The sequence below is a fragment of the Nocardia fusca NBRC 14340 genome, assembly GCF_001618425.1.
Classification (GTDB): Bacteria; Actinomycetota; Actinomycetes; order Mycobacteriales; family Mycobacteriaceae; genus Nocardia; species Nocardia fusca.
The window spans coordinates 532,786-550,881 of the sequence record NZ_BDCU01000017.1; the positions used below are offsets into that span (position 1 = coordinate 532,786).

The window sequence follows — 18,096 nt, forward strand, 5'->3', positions numbered from 1 at the left end:
AAGTCTATCCAGCCGGGTTCACCAGCCCGAATGCGCCCGACCGGTCGGTCCGCCCGGCGGTGAGAACCTGCCACTACTTGCGGGCTCCGGGGCCCGGAGGTGTACCGTGGCCGTCGTAAGTTCAAAGATTGAGAATCCATTCTCACATACTGAGATGGTCTCTCGCTGCGAGATGGGGAACCATGGCGCACAGTCCTTCGGCGGCCCTCCCGATCGCCGCGTCCGGCAGGCAGATATCCCCCGCCCATCGCTGGCTCATGCTCGCCTTCGGCGTCTTCGCCCAGGTGTCCAGCGCGATCTTCGTGCACGGGGTGCCGTTCCTGCTTCCCGCGCTCACCGCCGGGGGTATGCCGCTGGCCACCGCCGGCCTGCTGGTGGCCATGCCCACCGTCGGCCTGTGCTGCGCCCTCATCGCCTGGGGTTATCTGGTCGACCGGGTCGGCGAACGGATCGCCCTGGTCGCCGGGCCGGTGATCATGTGCGCGGCCGGTGCGGCCGCCGCCTTCACCACCGGCTACCCCGCCCTCGCGGTTCTGCTGTTCCTCGGTGGGATCGGCGCCGCCAGCACCAACGGCGCCAGCGGCCGGGTGATCGTCGGCTGGTTCCCGCCCGACCGCCGCGGCCTGGCCATGGGAATCCGGCAGACCGGCCAGCCCTTGGGCGTCGGGATCGCGGCGATGTCCGTGCCACTGGTCGCCGACCGGTTCGGTGTCGCGCCCGCGCTGAGCGTGCCCGCGTTACTGGCCGGACTGGCCGCCGTGTGCTGCCTGCTGGGCATCATCGACCCACCCCGGCCGCCACGAGCCCAGGCGACCGGCGCCAATCCCTACCGGGGCAGCAGCACGCTGTGGCGTATCCACGGCGTATCGATTCTGCTGGTCGTCCCCCAGGCCACCGTCTGGACCTTCGCGCTGCTGTGGCTGCACCGCGACCTCGGCTGGTCGCTGGCGGCGGCGGGCGCGCTGGTCACCGGCACCCAGATCCTCGGCGCGCTGGGCCGGATCGGCGCCGGCGCCTGGTCGGACCGGGTCGGCAGCCGGATGGGCCCGCTGCGCCAGGTCGCGATCGCAGCGGTCGCCACCATGGCCCTGCTCGCGCTGACCTCCTGGACGCACTGGTGGTGGGCCGCCGTTCCGCTGCTCGTCGTCGCCTCGGTGGTCACGGTCTCCGACAACGGCCTGGCCTTCACCGCCATCGCCGAACGCGCCGGGCCGTTCTGGAGCGGTCGCGGACTGGGCATCCAGAACACCGGCCAGAACCTGACCATCGCCGCGGTGCCGCCGGTATTCGGCGCGCTCATCACCGCGACCGGTTTCCCGGCGGTCTACCTGGCGGCAGCGGCCATGGCGGCCGTGGCGATCCCGCTGGTCCCGGTGGGTTCGGAGAGACCGCCGGAGTAATCGGTAGCCGAATCCGTTGACGCCGCCGACAACTCCCTCGGTCTTACCGGCTGCCCAACGGATAGTCGGTCGGATCTCGATGAGCACGCCGAGTCGACCACCATACGGATAATCGTGTCGGCGCTTCGTCCGGTGGCCTGCCCGGGCCGGACGAGCGGAAAACACCCGTCAGATCTCGATGAGCACCGCAGGGTCGAATGCCACCCGAATCGTCTCGTCCGCCTCGATCTCGGCGGTGAACTCCTGCCCTTCGGTGACCGTCGGCTCCCAGCGATAGGTGGCGCCGTCCAGAATTCCGCGATGGATCCGCACTTTCGGCTGATGCTCGACGATCCAGTACTGCGGTATGCCCAGTTCCGCGTATTCGCGAACCTTCCGCACGCGGTCGGTGCGTTCGCTGCCGCTACCCGGGGACACCACCTCTGCCACCAACAGGAGGTCGATCCCCGGAATCAGTTTCGGGGACTCATCGGCGATAACCGCACGCGCGACATCGTAGGGAACGAGTGCGATATCCGGTTTCCGTACACCAGCGGGGGTGCTGACCTCCCATTCTCCACCGTCGCAGACGATCACAGCGGCATCGCCGAGCATTCCCTCGATCTTGCGAGCAAGCGTTCGCGCGATCCAGTTGTGTCGTGCCCCCGCTGCCACCTCGACCAACCACCCGTCTTCGAGTTCGAAACCCTTGCCGTCTTCCGGCAGATCGTAGAGATCCAGCATCGTGTACGGGCCGAAGCCGGCATCAGAGGTGGCGTGCCACGCGGTCATGCTGCCCTCCAAGTGCTCGGACCATCCATCGGGGATACGCCCAGGTATCCCCGATGGTAATGGACACACAACCCGAATCCGCCCGCCCGAAAAGGATCGTCGAGTCAGAGGGCGGCGGCGATCCGATCGCCGATCTCGGTCGTCGACGCGGTGCCGGTGCGACCGGACAGGTCCTTGGCAACCGCATCCTGGATGCGGGCGGCGGCAGCGGTCTCGCCCTTGTGCTCGAGCAGCAGCGAGACCGAGAGGATGGCCGCGGTCGGGTCGGCCTTGGACTGGCCGGCGATATCGGGGGCGCTGCCGTGCACCGGCTCGAACATGCTCGGGTTGGTGCCGGTGGCGTCGATATTGCCGCTGGCGGCCAGGCCGATACCGCCGCTGACGGCGGCGGCGAGGTCGGTGATGATATCGCCGAACAGGTTGTCGGTGACGATCACGTCGAAACGGCCCGGATCGTTGACCATATGGATGGTGGCGGCGTCGATGTGCTGGTAGGCCACCTCGACATCACCGAATTCCGCGCCGACCTCGTCCACCGTGCGCTGCCACAGCGAACCCGCGAAGGCGAGCACATTCGTCTTGTGCACCAGGGTGAGATGCTTGCGCCGGGCCTGCGCCTTGGCGAAGGCGTAGCGGACCACGCGTTCGACGCCGAACCGGGTGTTGGTGCTGACCTCGGTGGCGACCTCGTGCGGCGTATCCACCCGGATCGCGCCTCCCGTGCCGGTGTACGGGCCCTCGGTGCCTTCCCGGACCACCACGAAGTCGATTTCCGGGGTGCCCGCCAGCGGGCTGCCGACTCCCGGGTACAGCTTGGAGGGGCGCAGGTTCACATGATGATCGAGGGCGAAACGGGTGCGCAGCAGCAGACCGCGTTCCAGGATTCCGCTGGGCACCGACGGGTCGCCGATGGCGCCGAGCAGGATCGCGTCGTGCTGTTTCAGTTCCGGCAGCACCGATTCGGGCAGGATCTCCCCGGTGGCGTGGTAACGCTTGGCGCCCAGGTCGTAGTGGGTCCGTTCGACCCCGGGCAGCACCACATCGAGCACTTTGAGCGCCTCGGTGACGACTTCCGGTCCGATACCGTCACCGGGGATCACGGCGAGTTTCATGACAACCACGCTTTCTACGAACGAGGCCGCGAACAGGGCGGGACGCGGCTGCCGGGCCGGGTAGGTCTGTCACCGGGACGGTGGCCGGGTGCGGCCCGCCCCGGGCCGCGTGGCCCGGGGCGGGTGTGTACCCGTCGGCGCACGCCGCCCACCGGCCCGGGCGGCAGCGTGCACGGAACAGCTCAGAACAGGTCGACCAGGGCGACCTTGGCGGCACCGACCGCGGCGGCGATCTCGGAACGCACCGCTGCGGGCACTTCCTTGTTGACCCGCAGTACGACGGTGGCGCCTTCTTTGTTGGCGTCCTGGGTGAGCTGCGCGGCGAGGATATCGATCTCGGCGACGCCCAGCGCGGTGCCGACCTTGCCCAGCGCGCCCGGCTTGTCCTCGTAGTTGAGGACGGCCAGGTTGAGGCCCTCGGCGCGCATATCGTAGTTGCGGCCGTTGATGTTGACGATCTTCTCGACCTGCTGCGGCTCGGTCAGCGTACCCGCGACATTGATGGTGCGGCCGTCGCCGAACACCGCGCGCAGGTCCACCAGACTGCGATGGCTGGGGCTCTCGGTCGCCGTGGTCACCTCGGCGCTGATCCCGCGGGCCTCGGCCAGCGCCGGAGCGTTGACGAAGGTGACCTGATCATCGACATGGGCGGAGAACACCCCGCGCAGCGCCGCGAGCTGCAGCACCTCCACCTCGGAGGCGGCCAGTTCACCGCGCACCTGCACCTCGAGGCTCACCGGCAGTTCGTCGGCGAGCGCACCGAGCAGGGCGCCCTGCTTGCGCACCAAGTCCAGCCAGGGCGCGACATCGTCGCCGACGGTGCCGCCGGTGACATTGACCGCGCCCGGTACGAACTCGCCGGCCAGGGCCAGTAGCACCGATTTGGCGACATCGGTGCCGGCCCGGTCCTGGGCCTCGCTGGTGGAGGCGCCCAGGTGCGGGGTCACCACGACCTGGGGCAGGTCGAACAGCGGGCTGTCGGTGCAGGGCTCGGTCTCGTAGACGTCGAGACCGGCGGCCCGGACATGTCCGGAGGTGATCGCCTCGGCGAGCGCGGCCTCGTCCACCAGGCCGCCGCGCGCGGCGTTGACGATGATGACGCCCTTCTTGGTCTTGGCGAGCGCGTCCTTGCCCAGCAGGCCCTTGGTCTCCGGGGTCTTCGGCAGGTGGATGGAGATGAGGTCGGCCCGTTCGAGCACCTCGTCGAGGCTCAGCAGTTCGATGCCGAGCTGGGCGGCGCGCGCCGGGGAGACGTAGGGGTCGTAGGCGACGATCTTGGTTTCGAAGGCGGCGAGGCGCGCCGCGAACAGCTGCCCGATCCGGCCCAGGCCGATCACACCGACGGTTTTGCCGAAGATCTCCACGCCGTTGAAGCTGCTGCGTTTCCAGGTGCGCTCGCGCAGGGTGGCGTCGGCGGCCGGGATCTGGCGGGCCGCGCTCAGCAGCAGGGTGACGGCGTGCTCGGCCGCGGTGTGGATATTGGAGGTGGGCGCGTTGACGACCATCACGCCGCGTTCGGTGGCGGCGGGGACATCGACGTTGTCCAGGCCGACTCCGGCCCGGGCGACGATCTGCAGGTTCTTACCGGCTTCGAGGACTTCGGCGTCGACGGTGGTCGCGGAGCGGACGAGCAGCGCATCGGCCTCGGGCACCGCGGCCAGCAGTGCGGGCCGATCCGGGCCGTCGACCCAGCGGACCTCGACACCGTCACCGAGCGCATCGACGGTCGACTGGGCGAGCTTGTCGGCGATCAGAACTACAGGACGGCCTGCTTGGCTCACAGTGGGGTACTCCTGGATGTGGGGACGGCCAGTTGACGGGGCCAAGCTTAGTTCGGACCGATCCGGCCATGTCCCACCCCCTGCTATCGGTATCGGCCGACCTGCGCGTACCCGGTCGGCCGGGTGGGCCGAATCACGCACCGGACCGCCGTTCACGCGGGCCGGAGCCGTGGCGGGAGCGGTCGGGCGCATTCGCCCGGACCCCGGGTGGCCGCCACGTATGCGGAAACCGCCACCCGTATCGAGCTCGGTCCGAGGATGGCATGTTTCGAAATCGGCCGGACCACCGGCCGGGGTGGAGAAAAAGGCGTTCAGGGGCGGCGTTCGGCCGAAATCCGCGCGGTCCGAATTTGCGTCCCGGGACGGAGCGATTCGAATTGTAAGATTTTCACACCGGGCGGCTGCGGGCGGTCACTCGGCAATTCTTCGTCCCGGGTGTATCGGGCGACCGGCGAAACGTAGACCGGCGTACCCGAGCGTCTCCCCAACCGGACCAATGGGAAATTCCATACCCAGCGGTCCACCCCCGGTCGAGACCGCGATACCCCCCCCCCCCGGGAAACGGAGCGAGGCCCCGCACCTTCCGGTACGGGGCCTCGCTGCTTCGTCACACCACTCAGATGGCGCGGACGTCCTGAGCCTGCGGACCCTTCTGGCCCTGCCCGATCTCGAACTCCACGCGCTGACCCTCTTCGAGGGTACGGAAACCGCTTCCCGACACTGCCGAGTAATGCACGAAGACGTCAGGTCCGCCCCCGTCTTGCGCGATAAAGCCGAAGCCCTTCTCGCTGTTGAACCACTTCACGCTGCCTTGAGCCATGTTACTTACTTCATACTTTCTGTTGCGAGCCAGACGGACCACGGTCGATCCGCCTGATCTCTATGACAACGATGCCACGTTCGGGAAAGTTCCTCCACTTCGAAAATTTTCCATCCCGAGGAAGAACACGGGCCCAGGAGACCGGCGTCACGCTCCGACTGGGCGATCCACCTCACGGGTGAGCGCTCATCGCCCGGTCGACACAGGGCCCCGGGATTTCCCGTAGTACCCGGGGATGATTTCTCGATCGGATCCGCGGAAGGTCTGTGACTTTCGTGACCATTGCGCGAGGGTGAAGGTTCAACGTCTTCCGGCCGGTCACTTCCGCTGCGCCGGAGGACACAGTACGAGAGGATTCGACGTGTTCCGCACGAACCGAGTATCTGCGACCCGCCGGGCCACCGCCCGGCTCGCCGTCGCGGGTGCCATCACCCTGGTCCCGCTGGCCGGCCTCGCGGCGCCCGCGGTGGCCGACCCGGCGGCCCCGGCCCCGGGCTATACCCAGGTGGATCGCGACCGCCACGGCGATCGCGACCGCGACCGCCACTGGGACCGCGACCGCGATCGTGACCGCCACTGGGACCACGATCGCGACGACCACTGGAACCACGACCGGCACCGGGACCGCGGCTGGCAGGACCCGGCGGGCTGGGTCCGCCATCTGCTGCGCGGTCTCTTCGGCAGCAGCTGACCGATATGCGGGCTCGCGTGCGCGAGCCCGCATCTCCGGCCGAAGCCGGCAGCGTCCCGGCGCACGAGGCCGGCACCGCACCGCGGGGTCTGCGCACCGCACCCGCCGGGGCGCACCGCAAAACCGTTTCTCCGCGAGCACAACTCCCGGCATCGCACCCCGAGCCGGACCGGATGTACGCCCGTAGCGTAATCCGCCCGTACCGGCGGACCCGGGTTCTAGGCTCTGTCCATGACCGAGCCCCGCAGACTCCAGGCGATTCCCGGTGGGCGCGCCGAGCGTCCGCCCCGGCAGCGGGTGGACCGGCCCGAGCCGCTGTGGCGTGAAGTCCTCGGCAGGCGACTCCGCATGCTGCGCAACGAGAAACGTGAGACGCTCGCGGAAACCGCCGAGCGCGCGGGCATTTCGCCGCAGTACCTGTCCGAGGTGGAACGCGGACGCAAGGAACCCTCCAGCGAGATGATCGCCGCGCTGGCGGGTGCTCTCGGCACCTCCCTCGGCGCGCTCACCGAGCAGGTGGCCGACGAGCTCAGAGCCGGGCGCCATCCCGTGGCGACCCGCCGCCCGGGCACAGCGCCGACAGTGCTGCTCCGGGCGGCCTGACCCGGCCGGTGTCCGCACCCACCGCGGTATCCGGCCCGGTCGCGATCACCGGGCGGGGGCCGGGCTCCGCGGCGCCAGCACCGAATCGGCCAGCCCGTATTCGACCGCGGCGGCCGCGGTGAACACCCGGTCGCGGTCGGTGTCGTGCCGCAGCTGTTCCGGGGTCCGCCCGGTGTGCCGGGACAGGATCGTTTCGATCTCCGCTCGCATCCGCACGAGTTCGTCGGCTTGCAGGATGAGGTCGGGGATGGCCCCCTGGCCGCGGGCCGCGGGCTGGTGCAGCACCACCCGGGCGTGCGGGAGCATCGCCCGGTGGCCGGGCGCGCCACCGGCGAGCAGCACGGCACCGACCGCGATGGCCTGGCCGACGCAGGTGGTGTGTACCGGGGCGCCGATGTGCTGGATGGTGTCGTACACCGCGAGCATCGACGACAGATCGCCGCCTTCACAGTTGATGTAGAAGTCGATCTCCTGGCCCGGGCTCTCCGATTCCAGGTGCAGCAGCTGCGCGATGAGCGCGTTGGCGACCCCGGAATCGATGGGAGTGCCGAGGTAGACGATGCGTTCGGCGAGTAGGTGCGAATAGATATCGGTGATCCGCTCGCCCCGCGGATGCTGGGCGATCACATTGGGGATGGTATAGGTGCTCATCGGGTCTCCCTGTATTCGGTGCGGCTGTCGTCGGCTCTTCGCGCCCGGTGCGGCCGGGTTCCGCTCTCCGCGGTCACGCGCTCCGGGGCGCGTGTTCGTGCTGCGCCGGATGGGCGCGCGCACGCTCCGTCTCCGTCATCACGCCCGTGACCTGCGCCGGACACGGCCGCTCATGCGGAGATCCCGACCCGTTGGCGCTGCGGGACGACCTGCGCGAAATCGCCGACGATATGGTCGATGAAGCCGTATTCCTTCGCCTGGGTCGCGCTGAACCAGCGGTCGTGCAACGAATCCTCGTAGACCCGTTCGTAGGGCTGCCCGGTGTCCGCGGAGATCAGGCCGAGCACGGTTTCCACCGTGTAGCGCAGATCGTCGGCCTGCACCTCCACGTCCACCGCGGACCCCCCGATACCGGCCGAACCCTGGTGCATCAGGATCCGGGCGTGCGGTAGCGCGAAACGTTTCCCCGGAGTCCCGGAGGAGAGCAGGAACTGGCCGGCGCTGCAGGCCAATCCGAGGGCGAGGGTGGACACCGGGCTCGGTATCAGCCGCATGACGTCGCGGATGGCCAGCATCGCCGGTACCGAACCGCCGGGCGAATGGATCCACAGCGAGATCCCGGCCTCGCCGTCTTCGGCGGCGAGGGTGAGCAGCTGGGTCGCCAGCAGGGTGCCGTTGTCGTCGTCGAGCGGGCCGTCGAGGACCAGGATGCGGCGGGCCAGGAGCTGCTCGCGGGCACGCCAGCCGAACAGCGGGGATTTGTCGTCGTGAGCCATGGTCACCACGCTGCCGGAGCAGGCGGGTGAGCGGGAGTCCACGCTGCTGTCGGCAGATCTGCTCTCAGCAGCGCTCCCCGGGACCATCGGCCGATCGATACCCGAGCTTCACGCTGCGATACGTGGGCGAAACACAGCCTCCCTACCGTAATCCTTCGTATACGTCGCTGTATACAACGTCGAATACGTGCCGGTCAGCGGGCTGACCTTTCCTGAGTGGAGGCCGAACGGTCATGAATGCAGCCAGAACCGAAACACCCGGACAACCCAGGAAAGTTGCGGTATCCCGCGGTACCGGCCGGCAGGGTCGGCGCGCACGGAACCTGCTCGCACTGCCGGCCGCGGTGTGTGCGACCGCGCTGGCGGTCACCGCCTGCGGCAGCTCCGCCTCCGATCAGGCCGGCGCGAACGCGACCTCCTGTGTCGACACCGCGGGCCCGAATATCAAGGTCGGCTCGCTGAACTCGCTGTCGGGGACCATGGCGATCTCCGAGGTCACCGTCCGGGATTCGATCGAGCTGGCGGTCGACGAGATCAATGCCGCCGGCGGCGTGCTGGGCAAGCAGATCCAGTTGGTCGGCGAGGACGGCGCCTCCGAGCCCACGGTGTTCGCGGAGAAAGCGGAGAAGCTGATCAGCAGCGACTGCGTGGCCGCGGTATTCGGCGGCTGGACCTCGTCGAGCCGGAAGGCCATGCTGCCGGTGTTCGAGGACCGCAACGCGCTGCTGTACTACCCGGTCCAGTACGAGGGCCTGGAATCGTCGGAGAACATCTTCTACACCGGCGCCACCACCAACCAGCAGATCGTGCCCGCCCTGGACTATCTGAAGGGCCGCGGCGTGAAATCGCTCTACCTGGTCGGTAGCGACTACGTCTTCCCGCAGACCGCCAACCGCATCATCAAGGCCTACGCCGAGGCCAACGGTATCGAGATCAAGGGCGAGGACTACACCCCGCTCGGCTCCACCGATTTCTCCACCATCGTCAACAAGGTCCGCTCGGCCGACGCCGACGCCGTGTTCAACACCCTCAACGGCGATTCCAATGTCGCGTTCTTCCGCGAGTACAAGAACGTCGGCCTGACACCGCAGGACATGCCGGTGGTCTCGGTGTCCATCGCCGAGGAAGAGGTCGGCGGTATCGGTGTGCAGCACATCGCCGGCCAGCTGACCGCCTGGAACTACTACCAGACCGTCGACAACCCGAAGAACACCGCGTTCGTCACGGCGTACAAGGCGAAATACGGCGCCAACAAGCCCACCTCCGATCCCATGGAGGCCGCCTATGTCTCGGTGTACCTGTGGAAGAACACCGTGGAGAAGGCGCAGTCCTTCGCGGTCCCGGATGTACAGCAGGCCGCGGGCGGGGTCACCTTCGAGGGACCCGAGGGCCTGGTGACCATCGACGGCGAGAACAACCACATCACCAAAACCGCCCGGATCGGCGAGATCCGTCCCGACGGCCTCATCTACAGCGTGTGGGATTCCGGCGTGGCCATCGAGCCGGATCCGTACCTGGCGGGCTACCCGTGGGCCGAGGGACTCGGGGGCTGATCTCGTGGAAGCACTGGTCGGGCAGCTGTTCACCGGCTTGAGCCTGGGTTCCATCCTGCTGCTGGCGGCCCTGGGGCTGTCGCTGACCTTCGGTCAGATGGGCGTGATCAATATGGCCCACGGCGCGTTCATCATGGCCGGCTCCTACACCGCCTACACGGTGCAGGAGTATCTGGTCGCAGGCGCCGAGGTCTCGCTGATCGTCTCGCTGCTCATCGGATTCCTGGTCGGCGGTCTCATGGGTGTCGCACTCGAGGTGACGCTGATCAAGCGGATGTACGACAGACCACTGGACACCCTGCTGGTGACCTTCGGCGTCGGTTTGATCCTGCAGCAGGCGGCCCGGGACATCTTCGGCGCGCCCGCAGTCCGCGTGGTGACCCCGGAATGGCTCGGTGGCGGGGTGGAGATCCTGGGCGCGGTGGTGCCCAAGACGCGGATCTTCATCATGCTGCTCGCGGTGCTGTGTGTCACGGCCGTCGCGGTGACCATGAAGTACACCGCGATGGGCCGGCGCATCCGGGCCGTGGTGCAGCATCGTGATCTCGCCGAAACCAGCGGGATCTCCAGCCGCGGCACCGATATCACGACGTTCTTCATCGGCTCCGGGCTGGCCGGGGTGGCCGGGGTGGCGCTGACGCTGATCGGCTCCACCAGTTCCAACACCGGCACCACCTATCTGGTGGACGCCTTCCTGGTGGTCGTCATCGGCGGGCTCGGGCAGATCCGCGGCGCGGTACTGGCCGCGGTGGCGCTCGGACTGTTGAACTCGTTCATCGAATACAGCACCACGGCCTCGGTCGCGAAGGTGATCGTATTCGTCGTCATCGTGGTCTTCCTGCAGGTCCGCCCGCAGGGACTGTTCACGATCCGGTCGAGGAGTCTGGTATGAGGGAATTCCTGGCCACCCGCTGGAAGGTCTATTCGGGCTTCGCGATCGCCGCCGTGCTGCTGTTCGCGGTGGCGCCCGCGGTGCTGTCGGACTTCCGGCTCAACCTGCTCGGCAAGTTCCTGTGCTTCGGCATCGTCGCGGTGGGTATCGGATTGGCGTGGGGCCGGGGCGGCATGCTCACCCTCGGGCAGGGCGTGTTCTTCGGCCTCGGCGCCTACATCATGGCGATGCATCTCAAGATCTCCGATGCCCGGCTGCGCGGTGACGATGTTCCGGATTTCATGCAGATCGCCGGTATTCGTGAGCTGCCCGGTTATTGGGTTCCGTTCGCCTCGCCGGTACTGACGATCCTGGGCATTCTGATCGTGCCGCCGCTGGTGGCGGTGCTGCTGGGGCTGGGCGTATTCAAACGCAAGGTCAAGGGCGCCTATTTCGCGATCCTGTCGCAGGCGCTGGCCGCGGCCTTCGCCATTCTGCTGGTGGGTCAGCAGTCCACCGGCGGTAGCAACGGCCTCAACCGGTTCCGCAGTTTCTTCGGTCTGGCCCTCACCGACCCGGTGAACCGGCGGCTGCTGTTCTTCATCGCGGCCGCCACCCTGCTGGTGATCGTCGCGGCGACCCGGCAGCTGATGTACAGCCGGTACGGCGAACTGCTGGTCGCGGTCCGCGATCAGGAAGAGCGCGTACGCTTCCTCGGCTACGACCCCGCCACTGTGAAGGTGGTCGCCTACGCGGTGGCGGCGCTGTTCGCCGGTATCGCCGGCGCGCTGTTCGTGCCGATCGTCGGGATCATCTCCCCCGCCGATATCGGGATCGTGCCCTCCATCGCGTTCCTGACCGGTGTCGCCATCGGCGGACGCACCACCCTGCTCGGCCCGGTGCTCGGCGCGATCGCGGTGGCCTGGGCGCAGACCGGTCTGTCGGAGAACTTCCCCTCCGGCTGGGTGTACGCGCAGGGCGTCCTGTTCATCGTCGTGGTCGGTTTCTTCCCGGCCGGTCTGGCGGGCCTGGTGACGCTGCTGCGGCGGAAACGCCGTACCGACCAGAAAGAGGATCCGCCGCCCACTCGGACGCCGGACCCCGCACCCGCTACCCCGGTAGGAGTGTCGTCATGACCGAGGCAACCACCGTGAAAGCTCCGGTGACCGGCGGTAACGCCGGTATGCACAGCGATTACCTCGAGGTCCGCGGGCTGAGCGTCGAATTCGACGGGTTCAAGGCGGTCTCGAATGTGGACCTGACCCTCTTCCAAGGTGATCTGCGGTTCCTCATCGGCCCCAACGGCGCCGGGAAGACGACCATGATCGATGCGATCACCGGTCTGGTCCCGGCGACCGGTTCGGTGCAGAAATCCGGGGTCGAACTGCTCGGCAAGAAGGTGCATCAGATCGCCCGGCTGGGCGTGGGCCGCACCTTCCAGACCGCGAGCGTATTCGAGGAACTGTCGGTACTGCAGAACCTCGATATCGCCGCGGGCGCGGGTCGATCGCTGTGGACCATGCTGCGGCGCCGGCCGGCCGCGGTCTCGGCGTCGATCGAGCAGGCCTTGGAGACCATCGGTCTCACCGCGCTGCGCGACAAACCCGCCGGAACGCTGGCACACGGCCAGAAACAGTGGCTCGAGATCGGCATGCTCCTGGTGCAGGACGCCTCGGTATTGCTGCTGGACGAACCCGTCGCCGGGATGAGCCAGGAGGAACGGGAAGAGACCGGGAACCTGTTGCGCCGCATCGGCGGTGAACGCACGGTCGTGGTGGTCGAACACGATATGGACTTCATGCGCAGTTTCGCCACCTCGGTGACGGTGCTGGCCCGCGGCGCGGTACTGGCCGAGGGAACGGTGGCCGAGGTGCAAGCAGATCCGGCCGTGCAGGAGGCGTATCTGGGGACCGCGGCGGCTGCCGAGCACGGAAACGAAGGGTGACCGCGATGCTGGAACTCGTCGATGTCCACGCCGGTTACGGCCGCACCGAGGTGGTGCACGGGGCCGGAATCGAGGTCCCGGCCGACGGTGTGGCCGCGATCATGGGCCACAACGGCGCCGGGAAGACCACCCTGCTGCGCGCGGCGGTCGGCCTGGTGCGTACCCATCGCGGCACCATCCGTTTCGACGGGGCCGATATCACCGCGCTGCGGCCGAGCGCCCGGGTGAAACGCGGATTGGCCTATGTCCCGCAGGGGCAGCAGTGCTTCGGACATCTCACCACCGCCGAGAACCTGCGGGTGGTGGCCGACGGCCGCAAACGCGGCCGGGCATTGATCGACGAACAACTGGACCTGTTCCCCGCGCTGAAAGAGTTGCTCGACCGCCGGGCCGGGCTGCTCTCCGGTGGGCAGCGCCAGCAGCTGGCGATCGCGCGGGCACTGATCACCGAACCGCGCATGCTGATCCTCGACGAACCCACCGAGGGCATCCAGCCGTCGGTGGTCGCCGAGATCGAGAACACCATCACCGAACTGGTGGCACGCGGCGGGCTCGGGGTGCTGCTGGTGGAACAGCACATCGGTTTCGCGCTGCGGGCCGCGAGCCGGTACTACGTGCTGGAGAGCGGCCGAGTGACCTCTACCGGGGAGGGCGGTGCCGGGGCGGTGGAAACCGTTCGCGCCGCCATGACTCTCTAGGCTGCGCGTCGTGACCGAAACACGGAGTAAACGCGAATCACGCAGCGACACTGTGTACAAGGCGCTGCGCGACGAACTCATGAGCGGTGCGCTGGCGCCGGAGGAACGGCTCGGCGAAGAACGACTGGCCGAACGCTACGGTGTCTCGCGCACCCCGGTCCGCGAGGCGCTGGCCCGCTTGCAGGCCGACGGTCTGGTGGAACGCCACGACGCCGGACTGTTCCCGTACCGGCCGCGCCTGGACACCCTGGGCGACTACTACGAGCTGCGGATCACCCTCGAGGTCCAGGGCATCGCCCGCGTCCTCGACGATCCGGACCTCGGCCACGACCGGGCGGTCCTCGGACCCGAGATAGACCGCTGGCGCGCCTTCCGGACCGCGCCCCCGGACCCGGACGCCGGTTTCGTGGCCGCCGACGAACAGTTCCACACCGTCCTGCTCGACTCCTCCGGCAACCATGCCCTCACCGACGCCCTGAAAACGGTGAACGCCCGGATACGCCCCGTCCGGATGTTCGACTACCTGACCCCCGACCGCATGCTCGCGACCATCGAGGAACACATCGCCATCGGCGAGGCCGTCCTCGACCGTGATCTCACCGGGGCCCGCGAGCAGCTCCTCGCCCATATCGACCAGTCCCGCCGCGTGGTGGCCGACCGCGCCGGTCAGGTGCTCCAGCTGACCCGCATGGCCCGCGCGACCAAAACCTGAAATCCCCGGCTGCTCCGGTAGCCGCACTGTCCACGCCGAGAGGATCGACCGTGACCGAGACCGCCCCGCAGTTGTATACACCGCTGCATACGCCGTTGCCCGAATGCCTGCTGATCGCCAACCGCGGTGAGATCGCCTGTCGCATCCTGCGTACCGCCCGGCGGCTGGGGATCGAGACGGTCGCGGTGTTCTCCGATGCCGATGAGGGTTCGCGGCATGTGCGGATGGCCGATCGCGCGGTCCGGCTCGGCCCCGCCCCGGCCGCCGAATCGTATCTGCGCGCGGACGCGGTGATCGAGGCAGCGCTGTCCACCGGCGCCACCGCCGTCCACCCCGGCTACGGATTCCTCTCCGAGAACGCCGATTTCGCGGCGGAGGTGGAGGCCGCGGGTATCGCGTTCGTGGGGCCGGCCGCCGAACATCTGCGGCTCTTCGGCGATAAACACAGTGCCCGCCGGGCCGCGGCGGCGGCGGGTGTGCCGCTGGTCGCGGGGAGCGGTCTGCTCACCGGGCTCGACGAAGCACTGGCGGAGGCCGAGCGAATCGGGTACCCGGTGATGCTCAAGGCGGCCGGAGGCGGCGGCGGTATCGGGATGGCCGCGTGCCCGGGCCCCGGCGAACTCACCGACGCCTACCAGCGGGTGATCCGTCTGGCGCAGAACAATTTCGGATCCTCCGCGGTATATCTGGAACGGTTCGTCGCCCGGGCCCGCCATGTGGAGGTGCAGATCTTCGGCGACGGCCGCGGTCGCGCCGTCTCCCTGGGCACCCGCGACTGCAGTCTGCAGCGGCGCAACCAGAAGGTCATCGAGGAGGCGCCCGCCCCCGGCCTCCCCTACACCGTGAGCGAACAACTCCTCGAATCGAGCCGGAAACTGCTCGGTGAGGTGGGTTATCGGTCCGCCGGGACGGTCGAGTTCATCTACGACGTCGACCGCGCACAGGCCTCGTTCCTCGAGGTGAACACGCGGTTGCAGGTGGAGCATCCGGTCACCGAGGCCGTCACCGGCGTGGACATCGTCGAGTGGATGCTGCGCCTGGCCGGTGGTGACTCCGCGTTCCTCGACGAGATTCCCGATTCCGGCCCGCCGATCACCGGCTACGCGGTGGAGGCCCGCGTCTATGCCGAGGACCCGGGTAACGATTACCGGCCCGGCGCGGGCACCCTCACCGGTGTCGAGATCCCCGCCGCGGCGGCCCGGGTGGAGACCTGGGTCGAAACCGGTACCGAGATCAGCCCCTACTACGACCCGCTGATCGCCAAGATCATCACTTCCGGGGAGAGCCGGCCCGAGGCCCTGCACCGCCTGCGCGCCGCGCTCGACGAGACCCGCATGTTCGGTATCACCACCAACCTGCCCCAGCTGCGCGCCGCCGCCACCAGCTCCCCCATGCTCGACGCCCGGCACACCACCGCGACCCTCGGCAGCCTGGCCACCATCCGTCCCCGCCTGGAGATCCTGCGCGCCGGGGTCTCCACCACCATCCAGGACTTCCCCGGCCGCCTGGGTCTCTGGAGCGTCGGTATCCCGCCGTCGGGCGCCTTCGACGATCTGTCCTTCCAGCTCGCCAACCACGCTGTCGGGAACTCGCTGGGCGAGAACGGCCTCGAGGCCACGCTGCTGGGTCCGCGGATCCGCTGCACCGACACCACCGTGGTCTGTGTGACCGGGGCCGAAGCCCCCGTCACCGTGGACGACGAGCCGGTGCCGATGTGGGAGCCGGTCACTGTCCCCGCCGGTTCGGTCCTCGATATCGGCGCGCCCCACGACACCGGACTGCGCACCTATCTCGCCGTCCGCGGCGGCATCCTCGCTCCCGACTATCACGGCAGCGCCGCGACCTTCACCCTCGGCGGGTTCGGCGGTATCACCGGTCGCGCCGTCGCAGGAGGCGATATCCTCGGTCTCAAACCCGATGCCGGCGGTCTGCTGGAGCCCACGCCGATCCCGGCCGGCGAACGCCCCGAATTCGGTCACACCTGGTACGTCGGTGTCGGCGAGGGCCCCCAGCCCGCCCCCGACTATTTCACCCCCGCCGATATCGCACAGTTCTACGACGCCACCTGGCAGGTGCAGGCCCACGCCAACCGCACCGGCCTACGCCTGGCCGGCCCGAAACCGACCTGGTCGCGTACCGACGGCGGCGACGCCGGCCTGCACCCCTCGAACCTGCACGACTGCCCGTACAGCGTCGGCGCGCTCAATCTTTCCGGCGACACCCCGATCCTGCTGGGCCCGGACGGCCCCAGCCTGGGCGGTTTCGCCTGCCCGCTCACCGTGATCTCCGCGCACCGCTGGAAACTCGGCCAGATGCGCCCCGGCGACCAGGTACGTTTCGTCCCGGTGGCCGACGACCGCACCGGCGCGTTCCGCTCCGCACCCGCCCTGCGCGGCCGCGGCCGCCCCACCCCCGAACTCCTCGGGTCCCGGGAGCGGGACAACGGCGTCCTGGGCCACCGCGACGCCGGAAGCGGCACGCCCGAGGTGAAATACCTGCGCGGCGGCGACGACAACGTGCTGATCGAATACGGCCCGATGGAACTGGATCTGGGTCTGCGGATGCGCGTGCACGCCCTGAGCGAACGCCTCGAACAGGCCTCCATCCCCGGCCTGATCGATATCACCCCCGGGGTGCGCTCCCTGCATCTGCATTTCGACCCCGACGTCATCGACCAGCGCACCGTGGTCCGGCTGCTCGGCGAAATCGAGGACGGTATCCCCGATACCGCCGATCTGCGGGTGCCGAGCCGCCATATCGAACTCCCGCTGTCCTTCGACGACCCCACCATCGGGCAGGCCATCGAACGTTACGGTCGCGGTGTCCGCTCCGAAGCTCCCTGGCTGCCGTCGAATATCGAGTTCATCCGCCGGATCAACGGGCTGGACAGTATCGAGGAGGTGCGCGATATCGTCTTCGACGCCCAGTACATGGTGCTCGGTCTCGGCGACGTCTACCTAGGCGCGCCGCTGGCCGTTCCGCTCGACCCCCGCCACCGCCTGGTGACCACCAAGTACAACCCCGCCCGCACCTGGACCCCGTCCGACGCGGTGGGTATCGGCGGCAAGTACCTCTGCGTCTACGGGATGGAATCTCCCGGCGGCTACCAGCTCGTCGGCCGCACCGTCCCGATCTGGTCCGGTTACCGCCAGCGGGCGCCCTTCGAGGCCGGCAAGCCGTGGCTGTTCCGGTTCTTCGACCGGATCAGCTGGTATCCGGTCGCGGCCGAGGAGCTGCTGGACCTGCGCGCCGATATGGCGGCGGGCCGCTACGAGATGCGCACGAGCGTCGGTGAATTCGCCATGGCCGACCACCTGGAGTTCCTGCGGGTGAACGCCGGCGATATCGCCGCCACCGAGGAACACCGGCAGGCCGCGTTCACCGCCGAACGGCAGCGCTGGGAGGCCAGTGGCGAACTGAGCGCCCAGGCCGATCTCGCCGTCGAACCCGAACCCGCCGTGGATCTCGACCTGCCCGCGGGCGCCCATATCGTGGCGGCGCCCATGATGGCCAATGTCTGGCGAGTCGAGGTGGCCGCGGGCGAGCACGTCGAGGCCGGCACGACCCTGCTCGTGCTGGAGGCCATGAAGATGGAGCTGCCCGTGGTCGCCGAGGTCTCCGGCACCGTGCACACGATCACCGTCGCGGCAGGCGAGCAAGTCACCACCGGCGCACCCCTGGTCGCCATCGAAACCGAAGGAGCGGCATGACC

At 68.6% G+C, this 18,096-nt stretch carries 16 protein-coding genes; 10 read left to right on the forward strand and 6 right to left on the reverse strand.

The genetic code is table 11. The features are described 5' to 3' along the window. Positions 1-182: 182 nt before the first annotated feature. Positions 183-1,400, forward strand: coding sequence for an MFS transporter (locus NF4_RS08900; RefSeq protein WP_198165257.1), 1,218 nt, complete (start codon positions 183-185; stop codon positions 1,398-1,400). 168 nt (positions 1,401-1,568) lie between these two features. Here NF4_RS08900 and NF4_RS08905 read toward each other — a convergent pair whose 3' ends face one another. From NF4_RS08905 to NF4_RS08920, 4 genes are all read right to left on the reverse strand, one after another. Then, positions 1,569-2,171: a Uma2 family endonuclease gene (locus NF4_RS08905; protein ID WP_232330363.1), complete on the reverse strand. Its 603-nt coding sequence runs from the start codon at positions 2,169-2,171 to the stop codon at positions 1,569-1,571. A gap of 104 nt (positions 2,172-2,275) precedes the next feature. Beyond that, on the reverse strand, positions 2,276-3,283 hold the full coding sequence (locus tag NF4_RS08910; RefSeq protein WP_063126724.1) for a 3-isopropylmalate dehydrogenase: 1,008 nt from the start codon (positions 3,281-3,283) through the stop codon (positions 2,276-2,278). A 182-nt stretch (positions 3,284-3,465) separates the two neighbouring features. Then, on the reverse strand, positions 3,466-5,064 hold the full coding sequence (gene serA / locus NF4_RS08915) for a phosphoglycerate dehydrogenase (RefSeq protein ID WP_063126725.1): 1,599 nt from the start codon (positions 5,062-5,064) through the stop codon (positions 3,466-3,468). A 616-nt stretch (positions 5,065-5,680) separates the two neighbouring features. Next, on the reverse strand, positions 5,681-5,884 hold the full coding sequence (locus tag NF4_RS08920) for a cold-shock protein (protein ID WP_030521844.1): 204 nt from the start codon (positions 5,882-5,884) through the stop codon (positions 5,681-5,683). A 361-nt stretch (positions 5,885-6,245) separates the two neighbouring features. On the opposite strand from NF4_RS08920, the gene NF4_RS08925 reads away from it, so the two are divergent. Both NF4_RS08925 and NF4_RS08930 read left to right on the forward strand, forming a co-directional pair. Continuing rightward, a complete protein-coding gene (locus NF4_RS08925) occupies positions 6,246-6,575 on the forward strand; it encodes a hypothetical protein (RefSeq protein ID WP_063126726.1) in 330 nt (109 codons plus the stop codon). A gap of 231 nt (positions 6,576-6,806) precedes the next feature. Continuing rightward, complete coding sequence (locus tag NF4_RS08930; protein WP_063126727.1) at positions 6,807-7,178, forward strand: helix-turn-helix domain-containing protein; 372 nt, start codon at positions 6,807-6,809, stop codon at positions 7,176-7,178. Positions 7,179-7,223: 45 nt separating this feature from the next. On the opposite strand, the gene NF4_RS08935 is transcribed toward NF4_RS08930, so the two are convergent. Continuing rightward, the gene (locus tag NF4_RS08935; RefSeq protein WP_063126728.1) at positions 7,224-7,829 is read right to left on the reverse strand and encodes a ClpP family protease; all 606 of its coding nucleotides are present in this window, start codon (positions 7,827-7,829) and stop codon (positions 7,224-7,226) included. Positions 7,830-7,999: 170 nt separating this feature from the next. Then, the gene (locus tag NF4_RS08940; RefSeq protein WP_063126729.1) at positions 8,000-8,605 is read right to left on the reverse strand and encodes a ClpP family protease; all 606 of its coding nucleotides are present in this window, start codon (positions 8,603-8,605) and stop codon (positions 8,000-8,002) included. Between the two features lie 233 nt (positions 8,606-8,838). Between NF4_RS08940 and urtA the strand changes: the two genes are divergently transcribed. From urtA to uca, 7 genes are read left to right on the forward strand one after another with little or no spacing between them, the layout of a single operon-like run. Continuing rightward, positions 8,839-10,158 carry an urea ABC transporter substrate-binding protein gene (urtA, locus tag NF4_RS08945; protein WP_084532965.1) on the forward strand — a complete coding sequence of 440 codons (1,320 nt, stop codon included), beginning with the start codon at positions 8,839-8,841 and terminating at the stop codon, positions 10,156-10,158. 4 nt (positions 10,159-10,162) lie between these two features. Next, complete coding sequence (gene urtB, locus NF4_RS08950) at positions 10,163-11,050, forward strand: urea ABC transporter permease subunit UrtB (protein WP_063126730.1); 888 nt, start codon at positions 10,163-10,165, stop codon at positions 11,048-11,050. Then, positions 11,047-12,165, forward strand: a complete 1,119-nt coding sequence (gene urtC / locus NF4_RS08955) for an urea ABC transporter permease subunit UrtC (RefSeq protein ID WP_063126731.1) — start codon at positions 11,047-11,049, stop codon at positions 12,163-12,165. Before urtB ends, urtC begins: the two co-directional genes overlap by 4 nt. Continuing rightward, positions 12,162-12,974 carry an urea ABC transporter ATP-binding protein UrtD gene (gene urtD, locus NF4_RS08960; protein ID WP_063126732.1) on the forward strand — a complete coding sequence of 271 codons (813 nt, stop codon included), beginning with the start codon at positions 12,162-12,164 and terminating at the stop codon, positions 12,972-12,974. The genes urtC and urtD overlap by 4 nt, the downstream gene beginning before the upstream one ends. 5 nt (positions 12,975-12,979) lie before the next feature. Then, on the forward strand, positions 12,980-13,672 hold the full coding sequence (gene urtE, locus NF4_RS08965) for an urea ABC transporter ATP-binding subunit UrtE (protein WP_063126904.1): 693 nt from the start codon (positions 12,980-12,982) through the stop codon (positions 13,670-13,672). A gap of 10 nt (positions 13,673-13,682) precedes the next feature. After that, positions 13,683-14,384, forward strand: a complete 702-nt coding sequence (locus NF4_RS08970; RefSeq protein ID WP_269749586.1) for a GntR family transcriptional regulator — start codon at positions 13,683-13,685, stop codon at positions 14,382-14,384. A 50-nt stretch (positions 14,385-14,434) separates the two neighbouring features. Beyond that, positions 14,435-18,094, forward strand: coding sequence for an urea carboxylase (uca, locus tag NF4_RS08975; protein WP_232330364.1), 3,660 nt, complete (start codon positions 14,435-14,437; stop codon positions 18,092-18,094). Positions 18,095-18,096: the final 2 nt, after the last annotated feature.